At 37.3% G+C, this 23,893-nt stretch carries 25 protein-coding genes and 1 pseudogene; 4 read left to right on the top strand and 22 right to left on the bottom strand.

The genetic code is table 11. The annotated features are described in order from the left end of the window. Nucleotides 1-32: 32 nt before the first annotated feature. The 6 genes from KI338_RS09765 to KI338_RS09790 form a co-directional block, all read right to left on the bottom strand. Nucleotides 33-974: a nucleoside hydrolase gene (locus tag KI338_RS09765; RefSeq protein ID WP_212920819.1), complete on the bottom strand. Its 942-nt coding sequence runs from the start codon at nt 972-974 to the stop codon at nt 33-35. A 12-nt stretch (nt 975-986) separates the two neighbouring features. Continuing rightward, nucleotides 987-1,925 (bottom strand): nucleoside hydrolase, encoded by a 939-nt coding sequence (locus tag KI338_RS09770; RefSeq protein ID WP_212920820.1) that lies wholly within the window; start codon nt 1,923-1,925, stop codon nt 987-989. Between the two features lie 129 nt (nt 1,926-2,054). Beyond that, nucleotides 2,055-2,600, bottom strand: coding sequence for a cupin domain-containing protein (locus KI338_RS09775; protein WP_212920821.1), 546 nt, complete (start codon nt 2,598-2,600; stop codon nt 2,055-2,057). Nucleotides 2,601-2,675: 75 nt separating this feature from the next. Further along, a complete protein-coding gene (locus tag KI338_RS09780) occupies nt 2,676-3,428 on the bottom strand; it encodes a FixH family protein (protein ID WP_212920822.1) in 753 nt (250 codons plus the stop codon). A 21-nt stretch (nt 3,429-3,449) separates the two neighbouring features. After that, complete coding sequence (locus tag KI338_RS09785) at nt 3,450-4,034, bottom strand: DeoR family transcriptional regulator (protein WP_212920823.1); 585 nt, start codon at nt 4,032-4,034, stop codon at nt 3,450-3,452. A gap of 158 nt (nt 4,035-4,192) precedes the next feature. Then, nucleotides 4,193-5,065 (bottom strand): hypothetical protein, encoded by an 873-nt coding sequence (locus tag KI338_RS09790; protein WP_212920824.1) that lies wholly within the window; start codon nt 5,063-5,065, stop codon nt 4,193-4,195. A 358-nt stretch (nt 5,066-5,423) separates the two neighbouring features. Here KI338_RS09790 and KI338_RS09795 point away from each other — a divergent pair, with 358 nt between their 5' ends. Next, nucleotides 5,424-6,335, top strand: coding sequence for a nuclease-related domain-containing protein (locus KI338_RS09795; RefSeq protein ID WP_212920825.1), 912 nt, complete (start codon nt 5,424-5,426; stop codon nt 6,333-6,335). Between the two features lie 797 nt (nt 6,336-7,132). Here KI338_RS09795 and KI338_RS09800 read toward each other — a convergent pair. The 4 genes from KI338_RS09800 to KI338_RS09815 all read right to left on the bottom strand — a co-directional run bounded on the left by KI338_RS09800 (nt 7,133) and on the right by KI338_RS09815 (nt 10,702). Next, entirely contained in the window at nt 7,133-8,326 is a 1,194-nt protein-coding gene (locus tag KI338_RS09800; protein ID WP_212920826.1) for an MFS transporter, read from the bottom strand. A 125-nt stretch (nt 8,327-8,451) separates the two neighbouring features. Then, nucleotides 8,452-8,925 carry a CBO0543 family protein gene (locus KI338_RS09805; RefSeq protein ID WP_212920827.1) on the bottom strand — a complete coding sequence of 158 codons (474 nt, stop codon included), beginning with the start codon at nt 8,923-8,925 and terminating at the stop codon, nt 8,452-8,454. Between the two features lie 25 nt (nt 8,926-8,950). After that, the gene (locus KI338_RS09810; RefSeq protein WP_212920828.1) at nt 8,951-9,418 is read right to left on the bottom strand and encodes a CBO0543 family protein; all 468 of its coding nucleotides are present in this window, start codon (nt 9,416-9,418) and stop codon (nt 8,951-8,953) included. A 96-nt stretch (nt 9,419-9,514) separates the two neighbouring features. After that, nucleotides 9,515-10,702, bottom strand: coding sequence for an amidohydrolase (locus tag KI338_RS09815; RefSeq protein ID WP_212920829.1), 1,188 nt, complete (start codon nt 10,700-10,702; stop codon nt 9,515-9,517). Nucleotides 10,703-10,920: 218 nt separating this feature from the next. On the opposite strand from KI338_RS09815, the gene KI338_RS09820 reads away from it, so the two are divergent. Beyond that, nucleotides 10,921-12,264 carry a sodium-dependent transporter gene (locus KI338_RS09820; protein ID WP_212920830.1) on the top strand — a complete coding sequence of 448 codons (1,344 nt, stop codon included), beginning with the start codon at nt 10,921-10,923 and terminating at the stop codon, nt 12,262-12,264. A gap of 70 nt (nt 12,265-12,334) precedes the next feature. Here KI338_RS09820 and KI338_RS09825 read toward each other — a convergent pair whose 3' ends face one another. From KI338_RS09825 to uvrA, 4 genes are all read right to left on the bottom strand, one after another. Further along, nucleotides 12,335-13,936 carry an ABC transporter permease gene (locus KI338_RS09825; RefSeq protein ID WP_212920831.1) on the bottom strand — a complete coding sequence of 534 codons (1,602 nt, stop codon included), beginning with the start codon at nt 13,934-13,936 and terminating at the stop codon, nt 12,335-12,337. Beyond that, nucleotides 13,936-14,838 carry an ABC transporter ATP-binding protein gene (locus KI338_RS09830; protein WP_212920832.1) on the bottom strand — a complete coding sequence of 301 codons (903 nt, stop codon included), beginning with the start codon at nt 14,836-14,838 and terminating at the stop codon, nt 13,936-13,938. The genes KI338_RS09825 and KI338_RS09830 overlap by 1 nt, the downstream gene beginning before the upstream one ends. Further along, on the bottom strand, nt 14,835-15,482 hold the full coding sequence (locus KI338_RS09835) for a TetR/AcrR family transcriptional regulator (protein WP_306345308.1): 648 nt from the start codon (nt 15,480-15,482) through the stop codon (nt 14,835-14,837). The genes KI338_RS09830 and KI338_RS09835 overlap by 4 nt, the downstream gene beginning before the upstream one ends. Nucleotides 15,483-15,895: 413 nt before the next feature. Beyond that, nucleotides 15,896-18,355, bottom strand: coding sequence for an excinuclease ABC subunit UvrA (gene uvrA, locus KI338_RS09840; protein WP_212920833.1), 2,460 nt, complete (start codon nt 18,353-18,355; stop codon nt 15,896-15,898). Between the two features lie 169 nt (nt 18,356-18,524). On the opposite strand from uvrA, the pseudogene KI338_RS17760 reads away from it, so the two are divergent. Next, nucleotides 18,525-18,719: pseudogene (locus KI338_RS17760) on the top strand (MerR family DNA-binding transcriptional regulator); the annotation flags it as partial. A gap of 6 nt (nt 18,720-18,725) precedes the next feature. Further along, nucleotides 18,726-19,238 carry a MerR family transcriptional regulator gene (locus tag KI338_RS17850; RefSeq protein WP_373306339.1) on the top strand — a complete coding sequence of 171 codons (513 nt, stop codon included), beginning with the start codon at nt 18,726-18,728 and terminating at the stop codon, nt 19,236-19,238. 266 nt (nt 19,239-19,504) lie between these two features. Here the strand turns inward: KI338_RS17850 and KI338_RS09850 are convergent, their stop codons facing one another. The 8 genes from KI338_RS09850 to KI338_RS09880 all read right to left on the bottom strand — a co-directional run bounded on the left by KI338_RS09850 (nt 19,505) and on the right by KI338_RS09880 (nt 23,838). Further along, entirely contained in the window at nt 19,505-20,212 is a 708-nt protein-coding gene (locus KI338_RS09850) for an FAD-dependent oxidoreductase (RefSeq protein ID WP_212920835.1), read from the bottom strand. A gap of 41 nt (nt 20,213-20,253) precedes the next feature. Continuing rightward, nucleotides 20,254-20,625 (bottom strand): iron chaperone, encoded by a 372-nt coding sequence (locus KI338_RS09855; protein WP_212920836.1) that lies wholly within the window; start codon nt 20,623-20,625, stop codon nt 20,254-20,256. Between the two features lie 17 nt (nt 20,626-20,642). Continuing rightward, nucleotides 20,643-21,050 (bottom strand): SRPBCC family protein, encoded by a 408-nt coding sequence (locus tag KI338_RS09860; protein ID WP_212920837.1) that lies wholly within the window; start codon nt 21,048-21,050, stop codon nt 20,643-20,645. A 3-nt stretch (nt 21,051-21,053) separates the two neighbouring features. Further along, nucleotides 21,054-21,383, bottom strand: a complete 330-nt coding sequence (locus KI338_RS09865; RefSeq protein ID WP_373306337.1) for an ArsR/SmtB family transcription factor — start codon at nt 21,381-21,383, stop codon at nt 21,054-21,056. Between the two features lie 146 nt (nt 21,384-21,529). Then, nucleotides 21,530-21,979, bottom strand: coding sequence for a hypothetical protein (locus KI338_RS09870; protein WP_212920839.1), 450 nt, complete (start codon nt 21,977-21,979; stop codon nt 21,530-21,532). 112 nt (nt 21,980-22,091) lie between these two features. Then, complete coding sequence (locus KI338_RS09875; RefSeq protein ID WP_212920840.1) at nt 22,092-22,409, bottom strand: RNHCP domain-containing protein; 318 nt, start codon at nt 22,407-22,409, stop codon at nt 22,092-22,094. A gap of 144 nt (nt 22,410-22,553) precedes the next feature. After that, a complete protein-coding gene (locus KI338_RS17855; protein WP_280530745.1) occupies nt 22,554-22,676 on the bottom strand; it encodes a hypothetical protein in 123 nt (40 codons plus the stop codon). Nucleotides 22,677-22,995: 319 nt separating this feature from the next. Further along, nucleotides 22,996-23,838: a MerR family transcriptional regulator gene (locus KI338_RS09880; protein WP_212920841.1), complete on the bottom strand. Its 843-nt coding sequence runs from the start codon at nt 23,836-23,838 to the stop codon at nt 22,996-22,998. Nucleotides 23,839-23,893 lie beyond the last annotated feature (55 nt).

Below are 23,893 nucleotides of genomic sequence, written 5' to 3' on the forward strand. Positions count from 1 at the left end.
ATAATATCTTTTCTAATTTCTGTTTATTTATTTTATTTTCCTCGCAGAACCGCTAACAGGTCGGCTTTGAATACATCACGATCCACAGCTTCACAAACCCTCACATTAGGATTCTTCCCACTCCGATTATTGATATCTACCATATTATAACCTCTCGTGATCTCGCCTTTTGTTTCTACATCGACATAGTACATCGTTGACTTTGTCATTAATTCCTCATTCGCTGCAATCGCAACTAATAATGTATCTGGATGTGTTGTTCCATTAATCTTATGTACTTCACGGTTAAATTTCAGTACAACACGATTTATATCCATGAAAAATTTCGAGCGCTCTGTTCCTAGCTTTTCAATCTCCTGATGGTCCTCATCTGCCATAACAGAGTACCTTGTACACATATCCCAGCCGACCATTGTAATTGGAATACCAGAATGTAAAACGATTTTAGCTGCTTCCGGATCCACATAAAAATTATACTCTGCAGCTGCCGTAATATTACCGAGGGAATTGTTCGTACCTCCCATGATATAAATATGTGGAATATCCTTCACAATTGTAGGGTCCTTCTTCATCGCCATCGCAATATTCGTTAATGGCGCAATAGCTAATAGCTCTATCTCTCCGGGGTTTGCTTTTACCGTTTCAATAATAAAATCAATCGCATGCTTGTCCTCTGGTCGTTGCTTAGCTTTTTCAAAGAATGAATCCCCCATTCCGTCTTTTCCATGGACATCCTCTACTGTTACATGCCCTTCCTGTGTTCCAAGGATTGGACCCTCATATCCTTTAAAAACTGGCACATGATAATCCGGATTAAAAACCTGGATTGTATACAATGCGTTCTCTACCTCTTGATCAAAATCTACATTTCCACCAGTAATGGTTACTCCTTCAACTTTAAAATGATGAAGTGCCGTTAGAATGGCAATTGTATCATCACCTGCTGTGTCCGTATCAATAATAATTCTTCTCATTTTGTATTCCTCCTATGCCTGTTTAGCTAATTCCGTGATGTAAGTGAAGAAGGCATCTCTGTCTGCCTCATAAACCAATTGAACTGCTCGTCCACTTTCAGACAGCTCTGTTTTACCTTGACTAGGTCCATCCTTATAGACAATGCTTTTGACCTCTTTTTTCTTAACTAAATCATCTCTGCCAACAGTAGCAGTTGTTAATACATCCCAAAGGAAATAAGTAGAATTTGTTTGGAAATGAACTAAAGGCGGTACAACAGCATAGCTTTGCCCAAGAAAATCTACACCTTCATATTTCCGCTCAGAAGCCCAGTGATTTCTCACATCCAATGTTAGTGGAACCATATTCGTACTCTCTAATGCCACTAGATCTATTTGAATATTCGAGTCCCACACAGCCTTTACAGCCTCTGGGTCCCAAAAAGCATTCCATTCTGCTGTTCCATCATGCTCAGGCTCCTCGACATTACCCATTTCTAAGAATGTGCCACCCATCCAAGCTAATTTTTCAATTTTCCCTTGAATGTCAGGTGCTTCTTCTAATGCTCTAGCTAAATCTGTCAGAGGACCGACGAAGACTAAGGTTATTTTTTCTGTGCTATTACGAAGTGACTCAATTAAATGCTTGTGAGCTGGTAGATCAGATAACGGTGTTTTGACCGGTAAGTGCTCATTTAATATCGGCAAAGCATCCACCACAAATGCATGCATTCGCCAATCTTTAGGAAATGGATTTTTTCCACGTGAATTGGAAGCAGAAACCTCAATTCTTCGACCCTTGCCAAAACGATCGATAATTTTTCTACTTGCAGAAACTGCTGGTTCTAGATAACAGTCTGCAGGAATGACACCCACCCCAATTAAATCAACATCATCCATTTGTAGCAATAGAAATAATGATACTAAATCATCTACTCCACCATCGTGGTTCAAGTAAACTTTTTTCTTCATGGATGCACTTCCTTTTTCATCTACTGTTTTGACTATATTATAGTCCACTTTTACAGATAGTGGTAGCTTTGCTTTTCTTATGAAAAGGCATCAAAAAAGCGCAATCCCAAAGAATTGCGCTTTCCCAACTTAATCTCCTTCCTCCATTGCTTGTGCTTTGGTCGTATGGACTGTTCCATGAGGGTGATGTGGAGGAGCATAGATGGAATAAAGCTTTAACGGTATATTTCCTGTATTGATGACATTATGCCAGGTCCCTGCTGGTACCATTATAGCCGTGTCATCCCGTAATCTTCGTTCAAAATCTAGCTTATTCTCCTCTTTCCCCATTTGAACAATACCTTGCCCTTGCTCAATGCGAAGAAATTGATCTGTATTTGGGTGAATCTCTAATCCTATATCCTCACCGACATTTATACTCATCAATGTTACCTGTAGGTGTTTACCAGTCCATAAGGTAGTACGATAATTTTTATTTTGTTTACTTGCTGCGTTAATATCCACAACAAATGGTCCTGGACCATGGTCTTTCAATGGTACCCTAGCCTTCAACTTCTCTGTTTGCCAATAGCCCCAACGTGTGTCAGGAACCTGCCAGTAAGGCGTCTGCATAGGATAATACGCAGGGTCATAGTATAGAGCTGTATTCGGATACATCATCGGAACATAGTACATTTTCTCCATCCTCTCATAGATTTTCTAAATTATTGTATGCTCTATGTTAGGCGAATGTACTTGTTAATGTTATCCTTACTTAACTACTTCTATTTCCTGCTCCTGATGTTCATGTAATCCATCATCATTTGTGACATGGATTACAATCGTGTATTTACCTGTCTCTGTAAACGAGTGTGCACTACTATATTCACCAGATTTAGCTTCTTTTGCATCGACCCAATCATGCTTTTCAGAACCATCCTGGTATATTTCATAACGTACATTTGCAGCTACAAGAGGTTGATCATCTAATTGCAGATGAACTGTTAATGGCACTTTTTGGTTCTGTTTTACACTATCCGGTTTTTCAAAATGCATAGAAAAACCTTCTGTACTTGAGTGCTCATGCCCTTCCTCATGACCCTCATCATGCGTGGCTGCTGCACCATTACCAACTGTAATCGATTTTTTTGGCATGGAATGCATGTCTCTTGCTGTTGTATGTGCATAGATTTCATAAATGCCATCCTTATCAAAAGTCACTTCGGCAGTATATGTACCATCTGCATTATTTTTTGCATTGATAGTCTTACTATCCTTTTCCTTTCCTTGTTCCCAATATTCAAACTGAACCTCATTAGCATCTTTAACTGCCTCTTCACCATACGAAACAACTGCCTTTAGTAGTACTGTTTCATTTACTTCTGCATGCTCTGGAAGATCAAAATCAACACGTAATACGTGCAGTTCTTCTGGTTCACTCTCGGTCTCTTTTTCAGAATTTCCACATGCTGATAACAACCCTAACACAATTACGATTAATCCAATCCAAATTCTTCGTTTCATTTTCTTTCCTCCATTAGTATTTTAGCTGTGATTATGACATCCATAAGTCCCAAGCATTTTATCGGCAATGACTTCCATAGCCTCTTGAAATCCATAAATCTTACCACCAAATCCTTTTACAAACTTCTCGGCATGTTCTAGGTTTCCAAATGTTAAAACTTGTGGCTGACAACAGGCAATATTTAAAGTAGTATCCATTATATACCAAGTTAATGGTGCACTTATCGTTGTATTTAGGAAAAAATCATGACAAATTGCCTGCAGTACTCCGTTACCTAATTGTCGATGTCTTAGTAGACCACAGTGTGCACAGCAAGCAGTCTCAATTTGGTCATTTTCCAAGATTAGCCGATATGCCATCTTTGCATTAACTGGCTTCTGACAATACGTACATATCCCCTGGTCAGGCAAACGATTATCCTCTTTTTCGATGAGGGAGATCCCACCAAAGGTCTTGATAATCAGCCCCTCTTCCAATAAAGGCTTAATGTCACGATAGACCGTCATTTCTGAGACTCCTAGCTTTTCACTTAATTCACTAATTCTCATCGCCTTTTTCGAATAAATTAATGCTCTTATTTTATTTTGCCTTTCAACCGGCAGCATAGATTCACCCCTTTGTTATAGTTTGAGGAAATTTGTTTCAATTTAACAATCTAACACAAGTATAACACCTAAATATTCTTATTTATTCAGGTAAGTTTGAAAGAATTGTGACTTTATTATTAAATAGAAAAAACCAAACTTCCATGAAGCTTGGCTTTTTATAAATAACATGTAATCGATTGTTCAATCCAGTACATAAATACGGTACCCGGACAATTTTTTTCAAATTCTTTCATTCTTAAATACATATCCAGTCCATCTGAAACATCATGCCATAAATCTGTGAATACAAAATCATAATTATTCATAGGCATTTTTTCCTCAGCAAATTCAAAGGCATCCGCTTTTATAATAGTAATTTTCTCTGCATTATCAAACTGTGGTAGTATATATTGTTTAAATAACTGAATAACATCCTCATTTTTCTCCACAATGGTGACGGTTTTGACTCTCTCTTTTTCAGATACCATATAAGCATAATAACCAAGTCCCAAACCATATGTCAGAACATGGCCGAATGCTTGATCAACCGCTTCTTGTATCGTCTCTATTTCATTTGGAGTAACAGTCATCCAAATACGGTTACGTTCCAGAACCGCGGGGTAAATAAATTCCCTATCAAAAAATCCAATTTGCGGTATTTGTCTACCTTCTTTCGTTTGGATAATATCATCACAAACAAAAGCCTCAAATGGTTTATATTTTTCATATTTTAATTCACTATTACCGATTTTTATAGTAGGTAGCTTGATATTTTTGTAATATAGGTTACTAGAATATGTACCTCCATCAAGATGATGAATCATCTGCAGAAAGTACTGGTTAAATAGCTCCCTGTCAGCTGTATTATCTACTATATCCAGTCCAAACGCAGCAGCTAATATAATCGAAAAAGCATATTCATAAGAGATACCACCTTGAACAAGCTCCTCGATTTCCTCTTTTTCTACATAATCAGGCGCATTATTTAAATAATTGCTTACTAGGGAAAATACTTTGTAGTTATCTTGTTTTACGTTTTCTTTTACCATATTGTGCCTCATTCTTTCTCCTAATCCGATGCGGTATATGTATATTTAGGGTGATCTATATAAGTAACGCTATTTTAATTTTACCAGTTGTACCTCATTCTTTCTCCTAATCCGATGCAGTTTGTTTAGGGTGATCTATATAAGTAACGCTATTTTAATTTTACCAATTGTACCTTTATTATTCCAAAAGGATTGCTAATCACATGCGATTAGATTGTAGTCTAACCCTATTCTGGAAAAATTCTTGAGGTGACTCCCAAAGGACCCGAGTCAGGATGTTATTTCTATTCTGTCTTGAATAATTGGATAATTTTTCCTATAGTATACTATAAGACTATGAAAGGATGTGAGAAAGTGAATGATAATGACAAAACCAGAGGAAATAAATATTTTTCAGTATTTAGAAGCCCGCTTTAATCTTTCAGAGGGAGATAGACTATACTATTCGAACCTGCTAAAGGGTTATGAGGGAGAACAACTATTTGTCAAATTGCTTAGTGACCAGGCTGAGACTTGGACAATCTTAAACGATGTTATTCTTGAATGGAATAATGCTACCTTTCAAATTGACACATTAATTATCTTCCGCAACAAGATCTATTTGTTTGAGATTAAAAATTATGAAGGAGATTATTATATTGAAAATGAAATATGGTATACCATATCGAACAAAGAAATTAAAAACCCGCTTCTACAGCTAACCAGATGTGAATCGTTACTCCGCCAGCTACTCCAACATTACGGATTCCGTATCCCTATTGAATCGTATATTATCTTCATTAACCTGGAGTTTACACTATTCCATGCCACGACAAATCTACCAATAATACTACCAACCCAGTTAAAACGTTATTTGACTCAGTTAAAGACAGCACACCAATCCACTAGTAGTAACCATAAACTAGCTAAATTAATTGCCACACTTCGCAAAGATAAATCTCCATATACAAAAATACCCACATACACCTATGAGGACGTAAAGAAGGGAATTACATGTAGTGCCTGTAGCTCATTTGAAATAAAAATTATAAAAAGACAGTTAATTTGTATGCACTGCAATTATCATGAGCATATAGACGCTGCCATTTTAAGGTCCACACGACAGTTTAAAACTCTGTTCCCTGATAAAAAAATAACCACTAAAATAATTTATGATTGGTGTCAGATTATCGATTCTAGAAAAACTATTCGTAGAGTATTAGTAAATAATTTCACTCAATTAGGGCATGCAAAGTCTATTTATTATATAGACTCTAGTGAAATAAAATAAAATAACAATGGAAGTTTAAGGCAGCTACCATGTTGATCTATTGGTCGCTGAGGTTCGTGGGATGAAATAGGTGCTTTGGTTGGTGTTTCTTGTCTGAGGACGGATTTTTGGTGGCAATAGCGACTTTGGGACCGTTTTTTGTCCGGGCATCGATTTTTGGGAACCAATAGCGGCTTTGGGGACCGTTTTTCGTTCGAGTACCGATTTTCGGGAGCCAATAGCGGCTTTTGGTACCGTTTTTTGTCCGGGCATAGATTTTCGGGAGCCAATAGCGGCTTTTGGTACCGTTTTTCGTCCGTGCACCGATTTTTGGGAACCAATAGCGCCTTTGTTTACCGTTTTTCATTCGAGTACCGATTTTCGGGAGCTAATAGCGGCTTTGTTTACCGTTTTTCGTTCGAGTACCGATTTTTGGGAGCCAATAGCGGCTTTGTTTACCGTTTTTCGTTCGAGTACTGATTTTCGGGAACCAATAGCGGCTTTGTTTACCGTTTTTCGTTCGTGCACTGATTTTCGGGAGCCAATAGCGGCTTTGGCTACCGTTTTTTGTCCGAGCTCCGATTTTCGGGAACCAATAGCCGCTTTGGGGACCGTTTTTCGTTCGAGTACCGATTTTCGGGATGCAATAGTGGCTTTGGCTACTGGTTCTCGCCCAGGCACGTTTTCGAGAGACAATAACCGCTTTGCTCACTGGCTCTCGCCCGAGCACAGTTATTCGCGAAGCAATAACTGCTTTGCATGAAGTTACCCGGTCCCAACAAGGAAGAACCGGGGGACAATAATATCAATCTATGACTCTAGCTCTCCACTCTCTTAAAAAAGATCCAACCAACTCCCAATAGGAGCATTAAGCTTCCTGCAACATAATAGACTGCTGATAAACTATAAAACTCTAATAAGACAAAAGAGGCGAGTGGCCCAAGAGCGGCGCCGACATCTACAGCTAGGGTATGTGCTGTCATGACTTTTACATGGTCAGACCTGGATGCCGCACTAGTAGCTAGCGTATCTGTTGTAGTCGTGAACATTGTCGATATAAGCTGAAATAGTAATAGTGTAATTAATAACCAGATTATAGATTGGACACTACCTAATAAAAGAAATAAAACCCCACCACCAATTAATGGGATAAGTATAACTCTATGTAAAGACTGTAAGGAATCTAGCATTTTTCCAAGTAAAGGTGCAAGAAATGGATCCCATCCCCAGCGAATTGCTTGAACGAATCCTGCAAGAGTTGCTGCTCCAATGGTTATATGTGAAAAGCTCCATTCCGTTACATGGGAGCGTTCGATTAAAGGGCTTAGGGTCGAAGCAAATAATCCAGACACGATAAATCCCAATGCTATCCCTGTTGCTAGCACCATTTGAATATACGGTGTTAGCCATGGCTTTGTTACAGTTTGGTTAATCTTTTCCTCTTGCTCTTCATTTTTGGAAGCAGGGACTAAATACCAAACAAAAGGTATTGTGATTAACGCAATCATTGCAAACAGCATGGTAACAAACATGACAGATGTTTGATCAACCAAAATTCCTCCGGCTAGCATTCCTGCTAACCCTCCAAGTCCCCATAATCCATTATATAGGCCAACAAACTGTCCACGATTGCTGTCACTAGTAACATCGATTACGGTTAAAAATCCCCCCAAACGGAGAAAAGACCAAGCTACACCCCATAAAGCACGCATCACAAGCAATAGCCAAAATTGATTAACAATCCCATACGAAGCAGTAGTGATGACAGCTAATGCAACCGCTATAAAGACTCCTGTACGCATTTGGTATCGTTTATAAAACAGTCCCACCAAAGGAGTAATTGGTAATCGAATGAACCGGTTGATAGATAATAGGATACCCACCTGCCAAAGAGCCGTCATGCCAAAGTCCTGCCAATATAATGGAAGAACAATAAAAAGCATGGCATCCCCCATTACTGCCACCCCGGTTATTAATGCTATTCCAACAACCCTTCTCCTTGTAGTTGTCATGTGTATGATTCCCCCTTCGTTTCATCAAACCAGTCTCATGTATAAGAAGTCTTCTATTTATTTTTTTAGACTATTAGTATTTCACAGTTTCTTTTATTAGAGTACATCATACCATACATTCTTAGTTATGAAGTAAGCTTCTTTTCAGAGAAATACCATACACAAATGATGCGAACGAAGAAGAAGGATAGAAATAATGTAATCCAAGTATAATACCACTCCCAATGGGTATATTTAATTAGTTCGGTATTTCTTTCTAATAAACCCTCGATAATAGTCATGAAGGAGCAATAGCTAACATAATAACCTAATTGAATGAAACGATTGGAACCATTAGGGTACCATACATTAAATGCAGCACATATGATTGGAAAGATGAAGTATTCAAACGTAAAACTCGTTCGATTAATCGAATCAAATAAACGAACAGGATACTCAATCATCCCCAGATCTACAACCAAAAGCCCAACCAAAAAAGTAATCGCCTGGTTAAACAAAAAAGCAACGATAGCAAGTCGGTATTTACCTTTTGGGATGAGAAAAAGTACACTAGTGGCCAAAGTATAGGCAACTATTAATATCCACCACTCAATTATCATTAAACACACAACCCTTATGGAGCAATTATTTTCTTCCTCTATAGAACCAACTACAGCACATTTGACTCATGAAAAAGATGAACCCATTATAAACCCACATCCCAAAAGATGTTATCCTATCATATTCCAATAAATTAGTATGTCTTTCAATTAACATATCGAATAAAGTGACAGATGAAACCCAGATTAAAAAATATGTAATTCTATATTTTAAACTGCCATTTGCTTTCATATGGACGTAATACAACGAGAACAACATAGGATAAAATAAATAATTTATTGTAACCGTGAGATCTGTCGCTTTCGGAAAAAATCGTACAGGTGCACTTAACAAGTTATTGGAAAAAGAAAACATATCACAGAGCCAAATAATTGCTTGGAATATCATGAATACTAAAATGCCCTTTCGCTTCTCTTTACGTGGAATGAATACAATAAATCCGATAATGCCAATTATCCACATGGCAATTAAGATGAAATAATCCATTTGCATATTAGCAACTCCCTATTTTGAAAAAAGCTGTTGTACACTAGATTTTTTTTAATATGTTTGATCTCAAGATGCACTCCAACATTTATTACGTAACCACTAATCAATACCATAATAACTACAAACAACTATTCCAACTGCTTTCGCCGCCACTAAGAGAGCATCTTCATTGATATCAAATTTAGGATGATGATTAAAATATGGCTTCTCTACACCCTTTGGTTTACAACAAATATAGAAAAAGCAAGCAGGAAACCTATTTGCATAATGGGCAAAGTCTTCAGACGGCGATAGTGGTGGGAATTCCTTAACTTCGGTGATATCTTTATCGTTTGCACTTTTTAAAGCTGCAGCAACCATATCTGTTAATCCCGGATTATTATACAAAGGCGGATAATCTGGTTCATAGGTTAAATCACATTTCACATCAAATTCCTCTTCAACACCTCTAGCAATCCGACGAATTTCACATTCAATTAACGCCCTTGTTTCTTCCGTCATTGCCCGAACATCACCTTCAAGTTCCACACGATCTTTAATCACATTAAATGTACCCTTCCCATCAAAGGAACCAATTGTTACGACCCCCATGTCAAACGGGTTTAACCGTCTACTTACTACGGTTTGAATTGCTGTTACAAAATACGCCCCCGCTACAATAGCATCATTCGCTAAGTGAGGTGAGGAACCATGGCCCCCTAAGCCTTGCACCTTCAACTTAAAATATGCCCGACCTGGAAAGACATAACCACTGTTGTACCCAACCACGCCTGCTGGCCCCATTGGTAAAAGATGAATACCAAAAATATCATCGAGATCATCTAACAAGCCAGACGCAATCATTCCAATCGCACCACCTGGAGGTACTTCTTCAGCTGGTTGATGAATAATTTTTATAGTACCTGGAATTTCATCCTTTAATTGGATTAAGCAATCTGCAAGAACCATTAGATACGCCGTATGACCATCATGTGCACATGCATGCATGACTCCAGGGACTTCCGATTTAAAGGGTACCTCTGTTTCCTCTTGAATTGGAAGTGCATCAAAATCTGCTCGTAGTCCAATTGTTTTCCCTGGCTTTCCACCTTTAATGGTTACTATAATGCCATAGCCGCCACCGACATTTGTTTGTATCGCAACATCCTTTCCCTTATAAAACTCTTCTATATATTGACTAGTATTTTTTTCATAAAATGACAGTTCTGGATACTCATGTAGATAACGGCGAATATTTATTATTTCATCCTTACGACTTTCTAACATGGCTATTAAATGTTCTCTCATCTAGATTCCCCCTATTCTGACGTTTACTTCCTGATATCATTAGTTATTAGAGTTTTTGGCATTTACTATTCCAAATTGCTATTTATTCTTGTTTTGAACAAGATTATTGAATATAGAAAAATCAGGTTCCCCAGATATTTCATCAAATTTCCTATTGACAAAATCCCCCATTATCATAGACAATTGGAAACATTAATTACTTCAGGAGGAATCGTATATTGGAACAGCAAGAACAATTTACTACTAGATTGGGTTTTATTTTAACTGCAGCAGGATCTGCCATTGGCTTAGGAGCAATTTGGAAGTTTCCATATATCGCTGGTCAAAATGGTGGAGGGGCTTTTTTAATTATCTTTATTTTATTTACCATTATTCTTGGGCTACCCCTTCTTTTAGCGGAATTTACGATTGGTAGAAGTGCACAGCGAGATGCCATTTCTTCCTTTAAACGAATAGCCCCTGGAACGAAATGGTATTACATAGGAATACTTGGTGTGATAACCTGTTTTATTTTATTGTCGTTTTACAGTGTGATTGGCGGCTGGATTATCAGCTACCTCTTAAAGGCAATTACTGGTGGGCTGAACGGTCTTGATAGTCAGCAATATGCATCCTTGTTCGAACAAACTATTGCAAATCCTGTTACTAGTTTAGTGGTACAACTGGTGTTTATTTTACTCACTATCATTGTTGTCGCAAAAGGACTTCAAAAGGGGATTGAACGGGCAAGTAGTATTATGATGCCTGCTTTAGCGATTCTATTTATCATTTTAGTAATTCGTTCGGTCACATTAGATGGTGCTTCAACCGGAATTGCTTTTTTGCTTGAACCTGACTTTTCTAAAGTTACGTCTAAAACTATCCTGGAAGCAATGGGCCAGTCTTTTTTCACTCTGAGCATAGGTGTTTCTGTTATGATTACATACAGCGCCTATTTACCGAAACATCAAAGCCTGCCTAAATCTGCTTTTTCAATTGTAGGCATGAACATCGCCATTGTGTTGTTGGCCGGATTAGCTATTTTTCCTGCCGTATTTTCCTTTGGTCTTTCTCCAGATGCAGGGCCTGTACTTCTATTCCATGTACTGCCAACGATTTTTAGTCAGTTACCATTTGGAATGGCATTTTTTGTAGCTTTTCTTATCATTTTTTTATTTGCGGCACTGACATCAGCCTTTTCAATGCTTGAAATTATTGTTTCTGTCATAGCGAAGGGGGATCAAGCGAAGCGAAGTAAAGCTGCCTGGATAATTGGTATCGCTATTTTTATATTTGGCATTCCTTCTGCATTGTCATATGGTCTATTAAATGATTTTACTATTTTTAATAAATCATTTTTTGACCTTGCTGATTTCACTGTGAGTAATATTTTAATGCCTTTAGGATCATTGTTAATGGCGGTATTTGTTTCCTTTAAAATGAAGAAGTCAGCTCTGTATGAGGAAATAAAACGTGGAAGCAATATTAGTCAATTCATATTTCAACTATGGTTTATCCTAATACGGTATGTAGCACCAATATTAATTATTGCAGTTATGCTTGATGTGTTAGGTGTTTGGTAGGAATAACGAAATATTATTTTATATATTAAAATAGGAAAGGGCATCTCCCCTTTCCTATTTCTACTGATCGCTACCTTCCAATATCCCTTCTATTATATCCAATAAAACCAACCATGGTTAAAGCAATAGCGATAGTTACCAATATAAGGATTGGTAACCATGTCATATCCTCCAGCTGGATTTGCGGAATATGCCCAAAAGGAGTAAGCTTACTAAGCCATTCGGGAAGCTGGAATAACCCTCCCATATATAGAACAAAGAAGGAATAAACAATATACATCCAGTTGATACTGGTTATTTTTGGTCTAATTCCTATTAATAAGACAGCAACACTAATCATGACAAGCATTGCTGGATAATAAATAATGCCCCATCCGTAAATTGTTCCGAATTGATAAGGCTCCTCCATTGTGGATACTCCTGCCAGCCATAAGCCAATTGCAGCGAGAGATATCATGACAAATCCATTGATAATAGAAATGACAAGGAAGCTCCCCATCAGTCGCGTTCTGGAAACAGCCCTTCCTAGTATATGTTCTATACGGCCCTTTTTCTCCTCACCATATAGTTTATTCACTGTCATTACTGGAGAAACTGTTGCAAGAATTGCCATTACCATGATAATCATGGATACAAATTGAGTAGTTACCGAATTGCCTTCTTCGGATCCGAATAACTGCTCCAACACATCATTTCCTTCAAAAAATGAATCTATATCCCCTAAAATAGATCCGTAGGTAACACCTAATACAAACATCCCTATTGCCCATGATAGAATTGCTGTTCGTTGGAGCCTAAAACTTAAACCAATCGTACTCTGTAAAAAAACAGAGGCACTATTTCTACCAGGCTTTGACGGTAATAACCCTGCCTCTAAATCTCGGTTACTATTTAAATAATTTGCTACGATAAATAGAATCATAGATACAACAAGCATTAAAGCCATTGGCCACCAATTATTCTCGTCATAGATTTGTGTTTTCGTTATCCAACCAAATGGTGAAATCCAACTTAACGCTTCATTACCTACATCCCCAACTGCACGTACAATATAGGCAACGAGAAGAAAACCAATGGAGAGGCCAATCGTTCCACGCGAGCTTTCTGATAGTTGACCAAAAAATGCTGTAACACCTGCAAAAAATAGACCTGTTGTCCCTAGAGTCACTCCATATAACAATGACCCTTCTAAATCCATACTTTCAATTTGAAAGCCATAAAGTCCAAAGCCAACGATAAGCGCTAATAGTATATTTGTAAGGCTATAAACAAGTAAGGTTGCATTTAGATACGACAACCGTCCAATTCGTAAGGAACGAATCATCTCTATACGACCATTTTCTTCATCCCCACGGGTATGTCGTGTTACGAGTAAAATACTCATCAATCCAACTGCCATAGCTGTAAAAAGCAACATCTCATGTGCTGTCATAACACCAATCGTATAGTTCGACAAATCAGCAGGACCAAGCATTGCAGTCATGGCCGGATTTTCCATCGTTTGTGCCAATGTATCTCGCTGTTCTTGTGAACCATATAATTCAGTAAATGATATCGGTACGATAAACGTAAAGAAACTGATTCCGACTAACCATAAAGGAATTCTAATTCGGTCTCTCCTAATGATAAATTTTGAGAGCGTTCCGATACCTTTATTTATTTGACTAGCCATTAGGACCTCCCCCCTGCTCCCGCTTTCCCTTCATAATGACGCATGAAAAGATCTTCCAGAGTTGGTGGTGTGCTTTCCAGTTTAACCACTCCAAATTGACTAATATGTTTCATTACTACATCTAATTCTTCCGTATCCACTTGGAAGGAAAGCACTCCCTCTCGTTCATCTATTTCATGAATGCCTTTTAACACATGGAGGTCTGTAATTTGCTCCTTTGTTTTCACTAGCAAATTAATTCGCGTCAAATGACGTAACTCACTTAATGTACCCGTTTCAATTATCTTTCCTTGACGAATAATACCGACCCGGTCGCATAACTTTTCAACCTCAGATAAAATATGACTGGATAGAAGAATACTTTTTCCTGATTGTTTCTGCTCCATCACACATTGTTGGAAAACCTGCTCCATTAAAGGGTCAAGACCAGAAGTTGGTTCATCAAGGATATATAGATCAGCATCTGATGAAAAAGCAGCAACTAGTGCAACCTTTTGCCTGTTTCCTTTCGAGTACGTGCGACATTTTTTGGATGGATCTAAATCAAATCGTTTAATTAATTCCTCACGCCTATTTGTGTTATTTCCGCCCCGCAGCTTTACAAACAAATCAATAACTTCTCCACCAGTTAAATTTGGCCACAAATTAACATCACCTGGTACGTAGGAAATACGCTTGTGGATTTCAACTGCATCTGCCCAAGCGTCCTTACCGAAGATTTTCGCCTCTCCTGCTGTTGCCTTCAGAATCCCAAGTAATATACGAATCGTTGTTGACTTTCCAGCACCATTTGGCCCAATAAAACCAAATACCTCTCCCTCTCTCACCTCTAGGTTAATACCATTTAATGCCGTGAACTTACCAAACCTTTTTGTTAATTCACTCACTTGCAGGACACTCATTTTGCCCCCTCCTCTTTTTGGTAATATACCGTCTTAAGGACCTCTAAATAGCCATAAAACTCAGCCCAATAAGGATCGAAATTAATGGTGGATAGATTTTGATTTTTTAACTGATTGATTAATTCATTTTGATAGCCTTCAATAGACCATTGTATTAATTTCAATGCTTTATCTGTATCAACGTCTTTACGAAATAGGGTCTTATCAATATTTTCATATAGCTTCAAGTTACTAAGAGCTAATAATTCCTCATATCGCTTCCTATATGCCTTTGGAACCTCTAATGCTTCATTTAAAATAAAGCTGCCTAAGAAGTTAAGTACATAAGGATTTTTGAGATGATATTTTGCTTTTACTTCTGCTATCTGTTTTAGTCTCTCTACAAAATCAGGCTCATTTGTATCGATACGCTGAAAAAACTCAACCATCGTGATATCCAAGCAGTAATTAATTAGAAAGAGATACAGATCCTCCTTACTGTTGAAATAATAGAAAAGCATTCCTTTTCCTATTCCAGCATTTTTTACTATTTGGTTTGTCGAGGCTTTCTCATATCCATTCTCTGCAAATTCCTTTAATGCTGCTTCTATAATTCTTTTTTGTTTATCTATATCGAGGTTATAAAATGATTGATTAATTTCCAATCCCTCCCTTGGATTCAGTAGTATAGTTAAACCGTTAGACCACATCGGTCGATTTCATCGTAGCATTTTAGACCACACTGGTCAATAGGCCTTACGAACAAAAATCCAGCACTTAAGTAAACACTTTATTAAGTTAGGATATTCCCTTCTGTCCCTACTGAATATTAGTTGAACTCATAGCTTGCTTTAACTTGCCACGCCCTTGCTTACCATTTTCAATCTCCTTCAAATTCTTAAGTGATTTATTTAAGCCTATTACCCTGCAATAGCCATAAAAAAAGGGAACGAAAGTCCTAGTAAACTCGTTCCCTACAGCCCTTCATTTTAGAAGTAAGCTTTTCCGTTCCTATACCTAATCCGACAATTACAACGTTAAACTTCATTCAGTAGATGGTTTACATTCAGCTAACCTGCTATAAATATTGGCCTGTGTATGATTTGTTACATGTTATGAGCGAATCTGGCGTCCCTTCCGCAATAAGTTGACCACCTTTATCCCCACCTTCTGGACCTAAATCGATAATCCAGTCAGCTCCCTTGATCATTTGACTATTATGCTCCACCATTATAATTGTATTACCTGCGTCGACAAGTCTGTTTAAAAGCTTAAGTAATTGCGTTACATCATTTGGATGTAATCCAGTTGTTGGTTCATCTAATAAATAGAGTGAACGTTTATTTCCTTGCTTTATTAATTCCTTCGCTAGCTTGAGACGTTGCCCTTCACCACCGGATAGGGTTGTTAGTGATTGACCCATCTTTAAATAACCTAATCCAATTTCAACAAGTAATTCGAGAACCTCTCTTACTTTTTTCTCTTCTTCAAAAATGGCTAAACAATCCAGAATAGAGCTTTCCAGTATATCATTAACAGTGAGTCCCTTATATTGGACGGAAAGAACGTCCTTTTGAAATCTTTTACCATGGCATACTGGACATACAACCTCTAAGTCTGGAAAGAAAAGCATGTTCGTTGTTACATATCCTAACCCTTGGCAGTTTTCACAACGACCTCCTACTGTATTAAATGAAAAGTGTTTTGCAGTTAGTCCTCTTTCTTTCGCAGCTCTTTCTTTCGCAAAAATATTTCGGATATGTGTAAACACATCAATATAAGTGGCTATATTAGAACGTTTCATTCTACTAAGTGGAGATTGGCCAACTGTTATCATCTGATCAAAATGATGAAGTCCTGTTACACTTTCAAATCCTTCATGTATTTTGTCATACCCTTTTGCTAATACATCGAAAACGAGAGACGATTTACCAGAGCCAGATACACCTGTCACTGCCGTCAGACACCCAATTGGAATAGTCACTGTTATATTTTTCAAATTATGTATTGTTGCATGATGAACGGTAATTCCTTCTCCAGTTCCTTCGCGACATGTTTTATTTATCTCTACTTCTTCACGTAAAAACCTTCCTGTCACCGAATCTTCTTGATTCACTAGCTCTTGAAGGGTACCTTGACCAACAACCGTTCCACCTAAATTACCAGCCCCTGGACCAATATCAATAATATAATCCGCTTCCTTCATGACATCAACATCATGCTCAATAAGCAAAACGGTATTTCCTAAGTCTCTTAACCCTTTTAGAACACTTACGAGACCTAAAGTATCCTTTGGATGTAATCCAACAGTAGGCTCATCCATGATATACAGGACTCCTGTTAGAGCCGAGTCAAGTAGGGCAGACAATCGTAACCGTTGCGCTTCTCCACCCGACAACGTAATCACTTGACGGTCTAATGTTAAGTAGCCCAAGCCAATCTTGATTATTCTCGCAAGTTTCGTATTCAAGTCCTGAATGAAGGTTTCCACTAGCTTATAGCTTTCTTGAATTAACACCTTCTCCAGTTTGAGGGTCCAATTTAGCAATTCCTCTAGAGAACAATTTACCAGCATTGGAATTGTCATGCCTTCTACCGTTACATTTCTACTTACTTTATTTAATCGATCTCCCTCACAGTCTGGACAAACTTGAGTATAAAAGTATTCTTCAGCCTCTGATGATGACCCAGATTTTTCTGCAAATCTTCTCCACATTCCAGTTAATACACCTTCAAATTTACCTTTTTCTACTGTCTTAGGAGGTAGAATATCAGGAAAATGTCCTTTTACTTCGTCACTTTCAACACCATAGTAAAGAATTGCCTTCTGTTCCGGGCTATAATCCTTTAGTCGAAGTCCTTTTTCAAGTGGTACACCATAATAATCCATCGCATTTTTTACAACAGACACCATATAGTCACCATAACGACCTTTCCAGAAATCAACAGCCCCCTCTTCTTCAATTGGAAGCTGTTGGTGAAAGACCGATTCTAGATGAATATTTACCGTCTCACCTAGACCTTTACAAGTCGGACAAGCTCCTTCCGTTTTATTGTATGAAAAGTGGGTTCGTGTCAGCCTCTCCATCCGATGATGACAGTTAGGACAATGAATATATTCTTTATAGCTTCCTTCCTCTTTCTCTATATCCTCTTCGTGGAAGGTAGGATCTATTTCATGACTACAATCTGGACACAATCGCTTACCTAGTTTTTCAAAAACCATTCTTAAACTCGTGTACATATCTGTTACTGTCCCAACAGTTGAACGCGGATTCCTATTGGTAATTTGTTGGTTAATACTTATAGCTGGTGAGAGCCCACTCATTAAATCTACTTTGGGCTTATTAATACCTTGAAGACCCATGGATTCTAAATACTGTCTCTGACATTCCTTAAATAACGTGTCCATCGCCAGTGTCGACTTTCCAGATCCAGATGGACCAGTAAATACAACGAGTTTATTTTTGGGAATAGAGACAGACAGCCCTTTTAGATTATTTTCCCTTGCACCTTTAACAAGAATAACATCCTTCAATCCTAACTCCTCCTTTTCAGCATCTATTCTAATCATACAACATTTATGCAAGTGCAAGGTTACACCTATTATGTTACTATTATGATAGTATTTTTAACCAACAAACTCGCCATGGTACTTTAAGGTTTTAAATCAATCTTTATACTTCTATTTTGTTTTGGAGGTTCAGATGGAATTAAGACCAGTAGATATTGCTCGTAAATTAGATGTAGGAACAAGCGCTTTAAGACATTATGAGGAATGGGGGATTGTCCCGCCAGCTAAACGGAAGCCAAATGGATATCGTATTTATACAGAAGAACACGAGGCATATTTCTTATGTATCCGAGCAATGTACCCAGGGTTCGGGATGGCTGCTGTTCGAAAAATAATGCCGATGATCCAGCAAGGTCAATATACAGAGGCATTATGGGAAGTAAATAAGCTGCAGGCAGATTTATATCAGAGGAAAATGCAAGCAACAAAAGCCTTAGAAATACTTAAACCTGCTAATATGAAAAGTTTCTTGGATAAAAGAAATAAAGATTGGTATACAATTGGTGAAGTAGAAAGAGAAATTGATGTACCCACTACAACGCTTAGGCATTGGGAGAAGGAGGGTCTCATTACTCCGTATAGGGACCCAGAAAGTGGATACAGGAAGTATAACCGAGAGGATATTCGTAGATTATTAATTATCCGAACTGTTCAATCATCGGTTTACCTACTCGATAAAGTTAGAGTAATAATGGACAAAATCAATCATTTAAGTATTCATGAGGCTAGAAAAATCGTTATGGATTCATTAGCTCATATGGACTACCAAATTGAGCAACAGTTCCGTGGTGGTTTTTATTTATACCAATTAATAGAATTACTTAAGAAAAACATAGAGGATTCCTAGAGAGAAACCCAGATGGATCAGAATATACGGTTTAACTTCTCTAGTATTTCTGGGTTGTATTTGAGTTTTTTCTAATTGCAAATTCCTTTAGTTCTGCTTCTACAATCCTTTTTTTGTTTATCCACATCGAGGTTATAAAATGATTGATTAATTTCCAATCCCTTCCTTAGGATTAACATTTAACTATTTTAGACTACAATGTTCAATTGGCCATTTCTAAGTTGAATGAAAAAAGGCTGAATCCATTCTGAATCCAGCCCAATTTCTTAATAACCAAAAAAAGCACTCTTTTTGATATTCCGTTTTGAGATATTATTATCTTGTAAATAGCTATGCATAGAATCTACCATTGACTTTGGCCCCGAAATAAAGAATCTACCATCGTTTGAATAGGAATTAGTAATCTCATCTATTTTCTGATACAATTCATCCCTTGAAGCAAGATATGTTACATGTATTGACGTACTGCTAGCAATAGTATCAATCTCATCTTTGAATAAATAGGATTGTGAGCTATCTAGGTAAAGTAGATGAATTGATTGGTCAGCTGTAACTCCATTTGCCTCAATCTGTTTTATAATCGATCGAAACGGTGTAATTCCTATTCCACCTGCAATTAAGAAGGTTGGACAGTTATCTCTTAAATAAAAAGACCCGACAGGACCACTCATCCTAATTTTCATTCCCTCTTCCAGCTCTAGCATCGCCCTCTTAAAGTCACTTGGATTATCACTAATACTTGTTGTTATTTTAATAGTATTCTCTGAGGGAGCAGATGCCACACTAAATGGTCGTATCGAATTTCTGATTTTCTTATGCGTAATACTGAATAACCCATGTTGTCCTGCTTGCCACGTTACATCCTTCTCTTTTTCAAATAAAAAGGTATACACACCATCAGATTCTTTGTAGCTATCTAAGAGAACTAAATCTCTCTTTTTAAATACGGATAATGTATCTTGCAAAAAACTCATTTTTAATGCCTCCTTTTTTACCTAACTAACATTTATAAGGACTATTTCCGCCAGAAAGTAGTACAGTTTGCCTTGTCCCAAATATTAAACTCAATCATTTTCTCTAGTAATGAGTAATCAAACGGCTGATTCCAAGGGAAACGTATTAACTCCTTCGTGTATTCAAAACCCGCCTTCTTAATATCATCCTCTACATATGTAATAGTCACAGCTTCAGGGGCGACAGCTAAATGTTTTTTAGATGCGCTAAACCCAATAATAAATGTGCCATGATCTGTAAACATTGGCTGATTCCATTTAATTTCGGGCTCTAAATTTGGATAGTAATCTTTTATCCAAGTAAAAATTTCTTCTGTTCTTTCTCGATGGGTAGGATCATCAATCCCTGCTAGAAACTCAGCAAAATATTCCATAAAACACCCTCCAAGGCTTAAGATATGTTACTTTCAAGAGATTCCTCTAAAACCTTCTTTAAGTCCTCCATTTTTCCAGCCCAACCATATTTTGCACCATTGAACGCAAAATCTTCTTTTTCAAATCCTGTTTGTTCCAGATGTAAGTAGGTCATTTCTCCCTCTTGTTTTAACGTCCACGTGACTACCGTGTTTATTGGGCCCCCTACCCATGTGTAAGATAACTTATATGGTTCATCTACTACCAAAACCTCACTATCTACTATTAAGTCGATTTCCTTATTTTGAAACTGACATTTGTATCCTACGATAGGTTTAAAATTATTTTCCATTACCCACCTTGCAAGGGTATCTGAATTAGTTAAGGCATCCCATACTTTATTGATAGGACTCTTAAATTGAAAATCTAACGATATATCTGCCATGATCTATTCCTCCTCCAAAATAGTTTTAAGTACCATTGCTCTTTCATTCCAGAACTTCTCATAAAATGATAACCAATCTTTAACCTCTTGTAAGGGGCCAGCATTTAATCGATATCTAGTTTCTCTACCTAGTTTACGGTTCGTTACAAGATTCGCTTCTTTAAGGATCGCCAAGTGTTTTGAAACTGCGGTACGTCCAATTTGAAATTGTTCCGTTAATTCATGAAGAGGTACCTCTTCTTCATCTGCCAGCAAGCGTATTAATTTACGTCTTGTCGGATCTGCTATAGCTATAAAAACATCACGTCTTTGGTGAGTGCTGTTCAATGTCATCACCCTTTATATTTATTAGACACTAATTGGTGTCTTAATTATACGCCACCAATTAGTGTCCAGTCAAATGTATATTATTTATATTAGCCCTTACCCTATTTATTTCTCTATTACTCTTGCAAAATTTCCACTCGATACTCGCAAAATTATAAATCAATATACCTCACTTGCAACCCAGAAATTTGACCTAGTAACTTCCGATAATACTCCGAGCGAATCGAAAACTCGCCATATTCTTCATGCGTTGTACATGAAAACCAAGCAAAGTCATTTTTTAGAAAAGTCAAATCCTCAGGCAGGTTTGGTGCCACCCAATCATAAAGTGTATTTGCAGATTGTTGCAATAGACTACATGTATCCCGATTCGATTCCATTACATATACAGTTGCTTTTGGACCTTTTGTAATGGTATTTGCCCATTTTTTAGTTTTATAGGTTTCCAGAATATATGGCTGAAACTTCTCTAGTATTACTGGATTATATTTCAGTTCTTTTCTTGTTACGAAATAGAATTTATCTGAATGATCACATAGCACCTTCATTAACTGCTGGTAGGTTTCTCCAGTAGGATTTTCAACTATTTCCCAGTATTCCATTTCAATCACCTTTTTCACATTATTATTATTTTCTATACGTGATACGCTTTAAAATGCATCCATTGTATAAAAATGCCTTCCCAATTATAAAATTGAGAAGGCAGAGAATAATCTACATAAGTGAATAAGAGGTCATTAGACTCAAAATATTATCTTCCTGAATCGTATTATAAGCTACCTTATTCCGTTGTAATTTACCACATTTTATACATTCATGAATAATTTGATAACCCTTTTTCCCAGAGTAGTCTAAGCTAATCGGACGCATTAAGCCCTGACAATTACTTAAACGATCACCAGGTTGATTATCGAGGTGCTTTGAAAATAAACAAAATGGACAGTGATTTCGATAGCTGCCATTTGTTAAAGGCATGACATTTGCTCCACAATTTCCGCATTGAAAAGCTGTGTTTTCTGATATTCTACTCAACGTTATCTTCCTCCAAGATGAATTTTCCATCATTGGAGAAAGGGTTCCGTTTGTTTTCCTACTAAAAATGTAGTTTCAGGCTTTTAAGGCGAAGGGACATATTCACCGCTCTGTTCTGGAGAGCGATTACTTCTAGTTCCTGCTTCACAAGGACATGTTGCATCCCCTGATCCGGACCATGATTGACTTTTTCATAATTGTATCAACCACTGTAAGACGGACTTCTCCACCTTCCACTAGTAGGTGTTCATCCTTAATCACTGACATAGGCATCGTCCCCTAGAAGATCCGATTGAGTTTTACTAGTTGATTCAAAAAATCACTCCAAAATTTCTTTTTATTTAGATTATTCCCTTCCCTAATTATATAATCTATTAGACTCGAAAACAAATATAGATTAATAGTTATTGTGTTAAGGGAATCATTGCGTAATCTCCTTTTATATAGCATTTCCCAGATATAAAAGCAAAGTGTATTTTGGGGAGGAAGTAAACTTAACCTTCGACAGGAATGGATGTCGTATAATGTTGTAATTAAAAATACATATCGACCATTTAGAATGATTATGTTTCATGCACTATCTAACTCATTCTTCCTCAATTCGCATCCTCATTTCCATTAATATCCCTTTTTCTCGATTGGAAGAGTAATGAAGGTTTACCAATGACTCGTAAATATCACTTATTACCGTTAATCGATTGTCTTCTACGTATTGGAGGAGCTTTTTTAAATTTGTAAAATAATCCTGTTCTGATAAGCTATAAAAAGCAATACATACATATTTCCCCCGAGGAATGGTTGCGATCTCGGTATCTTTTGATAGTTCCAAGGTATCCTCGTTCGATAAGACAGGTGTGAATAAATATTTGTAGGAGACTTCCTCGGCACAGGTATATGACCGGTAAGGGAAGATAGCACCATAATCATTGTACCGAAAACCCTCTGTCGATGCTGTAATTTGCTTAAGTTTTTGAAACGATGCATTTAATATATTTGTCGGATTAATTCCATCAGCGCCTGTCTGAATAATTTGGGTTTCCTCTTCATGAGAGAAAAATACTTCACCTATTGTCGGGTACTCCTTTATACGCTGTATACCCTTTTTCGCACTTGTAATTGTTTGTTCAATTTGCATTAAGTTATCAATTTTATCCTTTACAACTCTTTCTTGTTCTTTTAAAAATACTAGTAAATCATCTGCGTTAAATTCCTGCACCTCTTTTATTTCCTTTAAAGGGATGCCAATATATTTCAAGGATTTGATTAAGTCTAACAGGTATAACTGCGAATCATCATAATAGCGATAGTTCGTATTTGGATCAATATAGGCCGGTTTAAACAAGCCAATTTTATCGTAATGCCGAAGCGCTTTTATCGAGATATTCATTAGCTTAGAGACTTCGCCTATGGAATAGTATCTTTCCGTCATATGTTCATCACATCCTTAATCATACCGTATAGCAAAAACTGTATTCCTTGCAACA

Source organism: Ornithinibacillus bavariensis (assembly GCF_018333235.1).
In the GTDB taxonomy this organism is placed as follows: domain Bacteria; phylum Bacillota; class Bacilli; order Bacillales; family Amphibacillaceae; genus Ornithinibacillus; species Ornithinibacillus bavariensis.